At 63.4% G+C, this 10,539-nt stretch carries 10 protein-coding genes and 1 pseudogene; 2 read left to right on the top strand and 9 right to left on the bottom strand.

Features of this window, described 5'->3' with window-relative positions; all coding sequences use genetic code 11:
• Both K2Z83_RS19635 and K2Z83_RS19640 read left to right on the top strand, forming a co-directional pair.
• Window positions 1-953 (top strand): CPBP family intramembrane glutamic endopeptidase (locus K2Z83_RS19635; RefSeq protein ID WP_220596886.1); only part of this gene is annotated, 953 nt, incomplete at its 5' end.
• A 71-nt stretch (window positions 954-1,024) separates the two neighbouring features.
• Window positions 1,025-1,882, top strand: coding sequence for a hypothetical protein (locus K2Z83_RS19640; protein WP_220596887.1), 858 nt, complete (start codon window positions 1,025-1,027; stop codon window positions 1,880-1,882).
• 205 nt (window positions 1,883-2,087) lie between these two features.
• On the opposite strand, the gene K2Z83_RS19645 is transcribed toward K2Z83_RS19640, so the two are convergent.
• From K2Z83_RS19645 to K2Z83_RS19680, 9 genes and pseudogenes are all read right to left on the bottom strand, one after another.
• Entirely contained in the window at window positions 2,088-2,873 is a 786-nt protein-coding gene (locus K2Z83_RS19645) for a hypothetical protein (protein ID WP_220596888.1), read from the bottom strand.
• A complete protein-coding gene (locus K2Z83_RS19650) occupies window positions 2,866-3,624 on the bottom strand; it encodes a ParA family protein (RefSeq protein WP_220596889.1) in 759 nt (252 codons plus the stop codon). Before K2Z83_RS19650 ends, K2Z83_RS19645 begins: the two co-directional genes overlap by 8 nt.
• Before the next feature lie 42 nt (window positions 3,625-3,666).
• The gene (locus K2Z83_RS29230) at window positions 3,667-3,834 is read right to left on the bottom strand and encodes a hypothetical protein (protein ID WP_255604290.1); all 168 of its coding nucleotides are present in this window, start codon (window positions 3,832-3,834) and stop codon (window positions 3,667-3,669) included.
• Between the two features lie 36 nt (window positions 3,835-3,870).
• Window positions 3,871-4,062 (bottom strand): annotated as a pseudogene (locus tag K2Z83_RS30055) (helix-turn-helix transcriptional regulator); the annotation flags it as partial.
• Complete coding sequence (locus K2Z83_RS19660) at window positions 4,059-4,937, bottom strand: phage antirepressor N-terminal domain-containing protein (RefSeq protein WP_220596891.1); 879 nt, start codon at window positions 4,935-4,937, stop codon at window positions 4,059-4,061. The gene K2Z83_RS19660 and the pseudogene K2Z83_RS30055, both read right to left, overlap by 4 nt.
• Window positions 4,938-5,195: 258 nt before the next feature.
• The gene (gene dnaB, locus K2Z83_RS19665) at window positions 5,196-6,503 is read right to left on the bottom strand and encodes a replicative DNA helicase (protein ID WP_220596892.1); all 1,308 of its coding nucleotides are present in this window, start codon (window positions 6,501-6,503) and stop codon (window positions 5,196-5,198) included.
• Window positions 6,500-7,936, bottom strand: coding sequence for a hypothetical protein (locus K2Z83_RS19670; protein ID WP_220596893.1), 1,437 nt, complete (start codon window positions 7,934-7,936; stop codon window positions 6,500-6,502). The genes dnaB and K2Z83_RS19670 overlap by 4 nt, the downstream gene beginning before the upstream one ends.
• Before the next feature lie 649 nt (window positions 7,937-8,585).
• Window positions 8,586-9,449 (bottom strand): ATP-binding protein, encoded by an 864-nt coding sequence (locus K2Z83_RS19675; RefSeq protein ID WP_220596894.1) that lies wholly within the window; start codon window positions 9,447-9,449, stop codon window positions 8,586-8,588.
• Window positions 9,450-9,634: 185 nt separating this feature from the next.
• Window positions 9,635-10,516 carry a hypothetical protein gene (locus tag K2Z83_RS19680; RefSeq protein WP_220596895.1) on the bottom strand — a complete coding sequence of 294 codons (882 nt, stop codon included), beginning with the start codon at window positions 10,514-10,516 and terminating at the stop codon, window positions 9,635-9,637.
• Window positions 10,517-10,539: the final 23 nt, after the last annotated feature.

A 10,539-nucleotide genomic window follows, 5' to 3' on the forward strand; every position in this document is an offset into this window, starting at 1 on the left:
GCACGCCGCGTGACGCCAAACTGTCAAGTGCTTCTGAAACCATGTCATACAACATGAACCCTAAAACGTCAACGAACACGCTCATCGTGATAGCCTGGGTCGTAATCCTCCTGATCTCTCAACTGCCAGATATTCTCTTCAGAGAGCTGACCGGCGGCACGCCCATCTGGTTGTTCTGGTCCAAAGTTGGCCTGATTGGCGGGTCGCTGCTGATCAGCCTGCTCTGGAGACCGCTGCGGGCCTTATGGCTGTACTTTGCCGTCCTGCTCAGTGTGTGCCTGGTTGAATGGGGCGTAGACCGGGCGTACCGCGCGCTGCACTACACCGCCTGGTTTGCGAAGGCCAGCCCGTTTCTCCAAGAGATGCTCGCGGTGCAGATCCCGCGGGCCACGATGGGCATCGCTATCGCGCTGATCGCGCTGGTGTTGATGGGTAGTTTTAGGCGCTTCTTCTTTGTCAGAGGCACGCTGGATGCCCCGGCCCAGCCCATCCCCCTGGTTTTGACCCGCCCGCCCGCATGGCACATCTTAGGCCCGGCCATTACGGGGGCCATGTGTCTGGGGCTGGTGGTCTTTGTCTTTGCGTTTGGCAGGCCGCCCGCGCTGCAATCCATCCAAAACGTGCTGCCGCTGCTGCCGTTCGTGCTGATCTTTGCCGCCAGCAACGCCTTTGGCGAGGAGATGATCTACCGCGCTCCCTGGCTGGGGGCGCTGGAAGGTCCGCTTGGTCCAGCCCACGCCATACTGATAACCGCCGTCTCCTTCGGCATCGGCCACTTCTACGGGGTGCCGTATGGCGTGCTCGGTGTGGTGATGGCCTGCATCCCCGGCTGGTTCATGGGCAAAGCGATGCTCGAAACGCGCGGCTTCTTTTGGCCCTGGTTCATCCACGTGTGGATGGATGTGGTGGTCTTTTCCTTTATCGCCTTAGGCGCTGTCGCGCCGGGCGGATGAGAATCACGATGAGGGACATTTCGCTGCTTTCCAGTGGCCTTCGGCACGCTCACATCCTTTGGAGATAGGTTATGAAACACCAAACCACCCTGTGCTGGCTCATCCCGCCCATATTCGTTCTCGCCCTAGTCGCCGCCGGACTGGGACTGTTCGACCCGAACCCTGGCGTGCCCTTCGCCCATACCAACCATCGCGGCGAAAACGTGATGATTAACGGCCAGGGCTTGTATGTCTACGACACACGCAGTTCTGCCGCGCAAATGCAGGGCAACGACCTGATTACGCTCGTCGTCGGCCTGCCCCTGCTGGTGATTTCCACCCTTTGGGCCTTTCGCGGCTCTCTGCGCGGGCGCCTGCTCCTGACCGGCACGCTCGGCTTTTTCCTGTACACCTATATGTCCATGTCCACGCTGGCCTCGTACAACGACGTGTTCCTGGTTTACGTGGCGCTCTTTACCCTCAGTCTGTACACGTTCATCCTATCGATGATGTCCTTCGATCTGGCAACCCTGCCGGGGCATTTCTCTGAAAAACTCCCGCGCGGCTGGATTGCCGGGCTGATGTTCATCGTGGCCGCCTTCCTGGGATTGGCCTGGCTGGGACGCATCCTGATACCCCTTTTCCAAAACCAGACTCCGGCGCTCGAAAACACCACCACCCTGGTCATCCAATTCATGGATCTGGCGCTGATCGCCCCCGCAGCGCTTCTGGGCGGCATCCTGCTCCTGCGCAAGAGCGCCTGGGGCTACCTGCTGGCCTCGGTCATGCTTACCAAAGGTGTGACGATGGGGCTGGGCGTCAGTGCCATGGGCATCAACATGGCGTTCCGCGGCGTCCCTGACAGCCTGGGGATTCTCATCCCCTTCCTACTGATCACCGCCGCCAACCTGGTGATGACGATTATCCTGCTGCGTAACGTGAACGAATAACCTGGCCACCTGACCAGGGTCGAACTCCCCCAGGGTGGGGGAGTTTTAGAGCTCCCCACCAAGCGATGCACCAGATCAGACATGGAGCCACATCACGCCAGCACGATTGATTATGTCGATCTACTGCTATGTGCAACCTATCGGGCCATATGTTCCACATACGACATGCCTATGCTCCGCATGCTTAAGCCTGAAGATTCCGCTCTTATTGCGTTTTCTTCTCCACGGACTCATAGAGCAGCCGTGTAAGCGCGTCGGAGAGAGAGAGAAGCGCATTGCGATCAGTGTTGCTGATAGGATGTCGCATCTCTGTCAGCCGCAGCACAATACGCATGGCCTGTGCGATTGTCGCCTGCTCATCAGGGCTGATCTGCGCTCCTGTGGCAGTCGGATTCAGCTGGTTCGCAGGCGCCCCCGCTATTAGCGGGTTATCCACATTTTCCACAGGGTGGTGATTCTGCTGCTGCCCATGGCGAGCTGCCTTGATGCTGCGCTGGACGGCAGCGACACTTAGCGGCGCTGAGTCGGCCAAAACCACATCGAGCACATCAGATGGCGTAGACGGACGTGCGAGCAGTGCTGCGACCGACTGATTGATCCGTCCTTGGATGATCGCGGCCTCAAAGCTCGGGTGTCGCGAGGCCAGGAGGTGGATATTCAGCAGCCGCTCGGCTACGTCCTCGCTCGTCTCGGTGATGCGCAGGAAGAGATACCATGTGCCCTCCTCCGCGATCTGCCGCGCCTCGCTCAGCCACCGGCCGGCCTCAATCAGCGCCTCACCACTACGACGTCGCGCACCCACATAGCGGCGCGCAAGTTCATAGAGCTGCGCACCGAGATCCTGAGCTTCCGCAGGCAACTCATCAGGCGGCGTCGATGTGGAGAGCTGATATATCGGGGTCTGAACCGGAGCCGATTCAGCCGGAGCCTGAGTCTCGGCCGCCGCTGGGGTAATGAGCGACCGAAGGCTCTCTCGCTTCTGCTTAGCCATAGCGACGTGCAACCTCCTGGGCGATCGCGAGATACGCCTTCGCGCCAGTGCTGTCCGGCGCGTACACGCTAATCGGTTGCGCTGCGGCTGGGGCTTCGACGAGGCGCACCGTGAAAGGAACTACCGTCTCGAACACCAGCGATCCGTACTGCTGGCGAGCTGCATCCTCAACCTCCTGGTTCACCATCGTGCGCTTATCAACCATGGTCACGATGATGCCCCCGATCTGGATGACAGGATTGAGCTGTCGAACGAGTTGAATGGTCTGCTCAAGCTGTGGGAGGGCCTTAAAGGCGAGCACGTGGGCCTGCAATGGGACGATCACCGCATCCGCTGCGGCTAGGACATTGAGCGTGAACAGCCCTAGATTGGGGGGTGAGTCGATCAGGATGTAGTCATACTGCTCACGCACCTCGCGCAGAGCGGCACGTAGTAGAAGCTCACGCCCGATCCGGCCCGAGAGGATAGGCTCAGCGCCAGCCAGAGACAACGTCGCCGGGAGCAGGTGGACACCATAGGTTGTCTGGATAATCGCCTGGTGGATATGCGCTGGCCCCTCAGCCAGAACATCGGCAATCGATAGGGAGATCGTCGCAGGATCGTAGCCGGCGATCATCGTCAGGTTACTTTGCGGATCGGCATCAACGAGCAGGACGCGCCGGCCCATGCGGGCGAGCTCAACCCCCACCGCCAGTGTGGTGGTGGTCTTTCCCACCCCGCCCTTCTGCATCGCCATGGCAAGAATAGGCATCGTGTCCTCCTTCGCTGTGCAGCAGCTTACGCCGGTGCCGCGCTATGATGCGAGCCGTGGGTTGTCTGTGCTCTGGCGTTCCAGCAGCTGCTCAAGCATATCGAGCAGCTGCGGCACAATCTCTGGGTGCTCCACGAGCAGGCGCGCGATGGTCGTCACCGGAGCCGGCATCGGCTCGGTCGTAGGTGCCGAGGGGAGCGCAACAGGCACGTCCCCACCCCCCGGCAGCAAGCTGGTGATGGGGCAGCGAAGCAGCCGGGAGATCCGGGGGAGTTGGGCGATAGGCAGGCTCCGCTCACCGAGCTCATAGCGGGCGACAGTGACAGAACTTACCCCCAGCGCCTGTGCCAGCTCTCCCTGGGTGGCACCGAGGGTCAAGCGCGCCTCACGGAGCCGTGTCCCCAGCTCCCGATCGAACGACCGCCGATCACTGTTCATAACAGTGCCTCTTGCTGGGGAGGCAGCGCTTCAGGGTCATCCGGCAGCAGATCCGCGGCGCGCTGCCGCAGCCAGGAAAGGGCATCGTTGTAGCGCCCAGCGGGCAGCGCATCGTAGCGTGGGGTCGCTAGGTCGATCCGAAACTGGGAGAAGAGACGGTCATAGATCGCCTGCCCCGTCTTGCGCTGGTATCGCTGGGCTAGGTGACGGATAGATCGGCTTAGGTGCTCCTGCTGCGGGCCAGTGATCGTGGTGTGTGTGGCGATCTGCTCACGTAGCGCATCAATGACCCCCTCCATGGCATCGAAGCGCAGCGCCTGGCCCTCCAGCCGCTCATCTACACGCTGCGCCAGTTGGTGTTGCTCTGCCAGGGTCTGCTGGCCCGACTCGATCAGTGCGTCGCGGGCGAGCCGCACCTCACGGATGGCCTCGGACAGCCGCAGGCGCAGGGGATCCAGGCCCTCCTCGCCTACAGGGCGGCGATCCGCCTCTGCGGTCCCGCCGTAAATGCCGGCGAGGATCTCGGCCACCTCGATCTGGTAGCGCACAAGCTTCTCGCGAACCCCCTCCTTCACAAGGCCGGGGGTGATCGTCGCAAGCCAGAAGGGGACATATTTATGCAGGATGGCAACGACTGAGCGCATGCGGTCACCTACCCGGACACGAACCACACGCAGTCCGCGCGAAAGCACCTCGTGCTCGCGCAAGCGTGCGCTCTGGGCGTCTACATCTAACCCCAAGGCGATGCAATATTCACGCACCGGAACGGCGACCCCTTCGCCCTCCAGGATCACCGCCGTCAGCCGGTCGCCCTCAAACTCGACCGTCTGCACCCGGGTGAGTGAGGTAGGAAGATGGAGTGTGTCGTCATCCATGAAAAAGTGTAGCTCCTCTATCACGCCGTTCACGGCGTGGTAACGCGGATTCCGTCGCATTACCAAATTGGTAATTAGGCATACAGTAGCATACGTGTTCGCGACCGTCAAGAATACATATTACCAATATGGTAGGTTCGCCCTGGTACGCGACGATGTGAACTTACCATTTCGGTAACTTCATCGGGCCAGGTGCCTGGCCTAACTTACCATATCGGTAACTTGAGAGCGGCAAATAAAGCGCTGGGTGCGATGCCCTTACCCGCGCCGCGTCTCCAGGTTCACAAAGCGCGTGGTCCGCGCGTCGAAGCGCACCGGGATGACCCCCAGCGGCCCGTTGCGCTGCTTGGCCAGGTGCAGCTCCGTCCCCCCTACGCCGTCAGCCCCATCCCCGCCCTCCTCGCGGTAGATGAACACCACAATGTCCGCATCCTGCTCCAGGCTCCCGCTGTCGCGCAGGTCGCTCAGCTGCGGCACCTTGCTCTGGCGCTGCTCCACCGCCCGCGAGAGCTGCGACAGCGCCAGCACCGGACAGCCCAGCTCGCGGGCAAGCAGCTTGAGCTGCCGCGAGATCCGCGAAACCTCGTCCACCCGGTTCTGCGCACTGCTGTCGCCGATCAGCAACTGGAGGTAGTCCACGATCAGCAGATCCAGCGGGCGCAGGGCCGCCAGCCGCCGCGCCTTCGAGCGCACATCCATCACGCTCAGCATTGCGCTGTCCTCGATCGCAATCGGCGCATCCGCCAGCGCCGCCAGTGCATCCACCATCGCCGGGTTGCCCCGCTTCACCAGACCCTCGACTTGCCGTGTGTCCACCCCGGTGTGCATCGCCACCAGGCGCTGGAGCAGCTCATCCCGACTCATCTCCAGGCTTACCACGCCCACCCCGCGCCTCTGGCGCACGCCCAGATCGTAGGCGATGCTCATGGCTAGCCCCGACTTGCCCACGCCCGGCCGTGCCGCCAGTAGGGCCAGCTGTCCAGGGCGCAGGCCGCCGTTGAGGCGCCAGTCTAGGTCAGCGATCCCGGTTGGGGCAACGCGATCATCCACATCGGCCTGCGCCCGGTCAAAGTACTGCTGCACCACAGCGCTGAGCGGCACAAAGTCGGCACCGCGCTGGCGCTGGCTCACCGCGAACAGGACTTGCTCGGCCTGATCAAGGCTGACATCGAGCTCTGCCCGCTCAGCGTAGCCCAGAGCGCTGATCCGCCCGCCGGCCTCGATCAGCCGACGGAGCGTCGACGCGCGCACCACGCTCTCGGCGTAGTAGCCCACATGCACCGCAGTGGGCACTTCAACGACTAGCTCCCCAAGGAAGGAGAGTCCGCCAATGATCTCTAGCAGCTCCCGCCGGCGCAGCTCGCTGGCTACCGTGGTGAGGTCCGGCGGGACGCGGAGCGCCAGGCAGGCCAGCATTGCCTCGTAGATATGGGCGTGCCGCTCCAGGTACATGTCCGCGGGCTGGAGCGTGTCGCTCACGGCCAGGATGGCGTCACGCTCCAGCAGAATGGCCCCCAATACAGCGCGCTCGGCGGCGAGGTCATAGGGCACGTGGCGCTCGCTCATTGCGGGTGTTCCTGCTCCAGCCGCCTCAAGACACCGCGCTTCTCGTTCGGGGTGGTGGCCGCGTGAAAGCGTCGGATCCAGATATCGCGCTGCTCGGGCTCCAACCCTGGATAGGTGTGGATGGTAAACACACTTGGCGGTGGCTCGCTCGGCGCGGGGGCAGCCACCCCCGCGTCCTTGGCATAGCGGTCGAGCATCTTGGCCACCGCGCCGACCTGCCAGCCATTGGCCTGCCAATCGGTGAGCACGCGCTGCCAGATCACCAGATCCGTCACCGTCGCGGCAATCTGTTGGGCCTGCACCGGGTTGGGCGTGCGACCCGTGGCGACGCGGTAGGTGTCGATGGCCGGGTGGGTCAGCTCTGAGGCGGCGGGCGTGTCCGTGGGCAATGCCTGGATCAGCGGCGGCGCAGGGGCGAGCGGGCGCGGCGCGGCGGGCGCGTCCGTCATTGCACTGATGAGCTCCAGATCGCTGCCCCAGCTGTCCTCACGCTGCCAGCGCCGCAGCATGCCGCGCAGGTAGTTCAGGCTCAGCGGCTGCGTGCGCTCACTCACGCAGCGGTCGGCGATCAGGATGGCCCGCCCGACCCAGTAGGCACCGTGGCCATTGGTCGGACGATCCATCTCACTGATCAGCATGGCCAGCTGGTAGCGCTCGCGTGCCGGTATGGTCTCGCGGTCGCCGTGCCACATCGTGAGTGGGTCAGCGGGAAGTGTGGGCTGATCGGCGGGCGTGGGCAGCTGGCTGGCTGGCGCATTGGGCGATGCTTGGATCGGGATAGCGCCCTGCTGGCGAAGCAGCTGGATCACGGTCTGGGCAGCTTGCGCGGCGATCTGATGCATATCGGCGTGTGTGTGCGCAGACTCACTCACTCGATCCTTTCTCTCACTCATTCCCTCACCGTCCCGATTCCGTGCCAGGTCTGTCCCGGAATCGGACATGCCTGTCCCGTTTCCTGGCGATCCTGTCCCGGAATCGGGCGCCCTCCGCTGCGGCTGTCCCGATTCCGGGACAAGTATCACAGCCCCTGTCCCGATTTCAGGACAGACCCGCCCGATTTCGGGTGTGGCCCCTTTCGGCTGTCCTGATTCTGGGGCGGTCGCGGGGGCATGCCCGATTTCGGGCATGCGGATCGGGATGCGGGCGGGTGTTGGCTCGTCTGGCGCAAAGAGTGCGAGCTGACGGGGGTCGGGCGCGGGTCGCGGCGGCGGGGGCAGCTGCCGCTCACGCAGCACGGTGGGGACGAGGTCGAGGCTCTGGCGCTCTAGCTCAGTTAGATCGATGTGGTAGATCGGACGGGGCTCCTTGGCGCCGGGCACTGGCTCGTAGCCGACGATGATGAGCAGGCCGAGGGCGACGAGGCGCTGGATGTAGCCGCGCGGGCCGGCCAGCTCGTTGCGGCCGACGCCGGCCTCTAGGGCGATCTCGCGCATGCCGAAGGCGCAGCGCCCGCTTGCAGCATAGAGCACGATCAGCCAGTGGATGGCGGTCCAGGTGGCGATCAGGCCCTTGTGCCGCCCGCAGCGCACCCGGACGACCAGCGGGATAGTTGTGCGCCACAGCTCCGGGTTGCTGGCGCGGGGGTGGAAGGCAATGCATTCTCTGTCTGAGCCTGGCTGCCGATCTGGTGGCGAGGTAGGCTGCTTGGGGGCGCGGATCTGGTCGCGCGCCAGATATGTGGGGGGGGGGCCTTGTGTAGACACAGGCATACTCCATCAACCGCTGTAGGCACGCAGGACGTAGTATCACGGCGCTCTTGACAGAGCCTGAGGCGGTTGCTAAGATAGGAACGCTAAGGTGTTCAACCCTACGCCGTATGCTCTATGGTGTGGGTTGGTGAATAAGAGCTTCCCGCATCCGAGGCTGGCCAAGCGCGCGGTGGGAGGCTCTTTTTCATTGTCTATATGCTACCGATACGATCGATATTAGCAAAATCTTGCGACATCTTCAAGATATTCTTCCGCCAGGTTATCCACAAGCTTGCGACATCTTCCGACACTTGCGACATCTTCCGACACTTGCGACAATCTTCCGACAATCTTCATGCAGAGTGTGTCAGAAGATGCGCCGACGATCAGGCGCTTAGCTGGTCGGGATACGATAGCGTCGATTGCTCGTCGCCCCTTCCGCGACAATCACCCCGGCCGCTGTCAGCTCCCGAAGCTCACGCTGGATGGTGCGGGCATTCTCATTGACAACGATCTGAATCTCGGCAGTGGTCGCCGTGACCCGCGCGCTGATCTCGGCCACGATGCGCCGCTGTCGTGGCGTGAGCACGAGCGGACGTGGTGATTCCTCGCTTAGCTGTCGCCCCCAGACGCGAAAGCGAAAGATATCTCCATTGTCGTAGACCTCTGGCTCGCGCGCCCCAAGCTCCTGGAGCGCGTGGATGACGGTGTCTATCCCCATGCCAAAGCTCTCAACGCGCCCGGCGTGGTGGAGAATCTGGGCAATGCTCGGGTTGCGCGACACCTGGGCGTTCAGCAGGGTCTCCAGCGTGAGCCCGTTAGGCGGGATGCGCCCTGCAAAACCCCCTGGGCTGATCCACTCGATCCTGTCCGGGAAGATCTGGATGCGGATGTAGCTGCCGCTATAGCTCCAGTCGCGGTGGACGACGGCGTTTACCGTAACTTCGCGCAGCACCGCCATCGGGTAGGCGTGTTCCTCGACTCTCTCGGTGCCCTCGATGCGGGCGCTGTGCTGCGTACGTGCCCAGAGCAGATCGATGGTGCGGTCGATGATCGTGAACAGATTGCCGCGAATCTGGCGTGAGAGGATCAGATCGGCCGTGCTCGTGCGCGTGCCGCTGAATTCGGCCAGGTCAATGCCGCAGACGCTCACCCAGTGGTGCGGCTCGCGTGCGAAGGTGACAACCCCGGCGAGCGAGGGCACCAGCTCGCCGGCTTCGTCTGGAACCAGGCAGCCGTGCTCAATGAGGTATGCCACCGGATCAATCGGCCCGCTGTATCCGCGACGCCGGACAGCAATCTCGATATGATCGCGCACCGCGTTTATATTCAGGTCGCTGAGCTGTGCACGGGGGACTGCCTGGCGCTCGGTATAACGTGCGATGTCCGACATAGTGTGTCTCGCTGCAAAGGCTGATAGCATCGATTGCTCTCTGGATGATACTATATGTTGTTTGTGCGCTCGCTGCCCCTACAGCTCGGGCAGCCTCCCCATCGCCGTGCCGCGCCGTACTGCGCAGCGTTGAGCGCGGCCCCGCACTGCGGGCAGGCGCGGTCGATCACGGCTGCCGAGATGCCTGCGATGCCTATGCTGCTGCCCGAAAGCGCCTCGCCTGATGTCGCTAGGGATGGGGCATCCGCAGGTGTTGATGGAGATACCGCTGGGCGGGCCGCAGGCGCGTCATCGCCTACTCCCACGACGATCCCCCTTAGGGTCTCGACCTCGACCAGCAAGCTCAGCCTCGCCACGTCGGCGACCTGCCTGGCCCGCTCTAGGGCCGCGATGCTCACCGGCACCAGCAGGCCCAGCAGGATGGCTCCCAGCAGCGAGAGCGTCGGGGTGATCACCTGTACCTGGGTGGGCAGCCCCGGCGTGTAGCTCAGCACGAACAGGCTGTTGAGCGCCGCCGTGAGCAGATAGAAGAACCAGACCGCCTCGCGGCCCTGGCTCCCCAGCTTGGCGTACTGTGCCGCCGAGCGGGTGGCGACGAGGTAGAGGGCTGTCGCGTCCACACTGATGGTCAATAATGCCGCGCTCAGCCAATGCGTCCAGGCGGGCAGTGGCAGCGCGGGCACGCCCTCGGGCGCGATGCGGGCGATCTGGTGCCAAAGATGCAGAAACGATACGATGAGGACGCCGATCAGCAGGGGCCTGGCCCAGCCGACGAGCCCTTCGGCGGATTTTAGCGCCTCGGCCTTGGCGCGTAACAGCCCGCGCTGGCGGGCGGACTGGGCCTCGGGGCGCTCCAGCAGGGCCGGGTCGATGCTGAGCATTGTCGCGAGCGGGGCGGGCGCTGCGTGGCGCTCGCGGATGGTGATGGCCATGATTATGATCTCCCTTGGTGCAA

The sequence above is a fragment of the Oscillochloris sp. ZM17-4 genome, assembly GCF_019599295.1.
Classification (GTDB): Bacteria; Chloroflexota; Chloroflexia; order Chloroflexales; family Chloroflexaceae; genus Oscillochloris.

Coding starts and splice junctions, on each gene's coding strand:
- dnaB (WP_220596892.1), bottom strand. CDS start 6,503: ATGAGCGAGCGCCACGTGCCCTATGACCTCGCCGCCGAGCGCGCTGTA.
- K2Z83_RS19645 (WP_220596888.1), bottom strand. CDS start 2,873: ATGGCTAAGCAGAAGCGAGAGAGCCTTCGGTCGCTCATTACCCCAGCG.
- K2Z83_RS19660 (WP_220596891.1), bottom strand. CDS start 4,937: ATGGATGACGACACACTCCATCTTCCTACCTCACTCACCCGGGTGCAG.
- K2Z83_RS19670 (WP_220596893.1), bottom strand. CDS start 7,936: ATGCGCGAGATCGCCCTAGAGGCCGGCGTCGGCCGCAACGAGCTGGCC.
- K2Z83_RS19680 (WP_220596895.1), bottom strand. CDS start 10,516: ATGGCCATCACCATCCGCGAGCGCCACGCAGCGCCCGCCCCGCTCGCG.
- K2Z83_RS19640 (WP_220596887.1), top strand. CDS start 1,025: ATGAAACACCAAACCACCCTGTGCTGGCTCATCCCGCCCATATTCGTT.
- K2Z83_RS19650 (WP_220596889.1), bottom strand. CDS start 3,624: ATGCCTATTCTTGCCATGGCGATGCAGAAGGGCGGGGTGGGAAAGACC.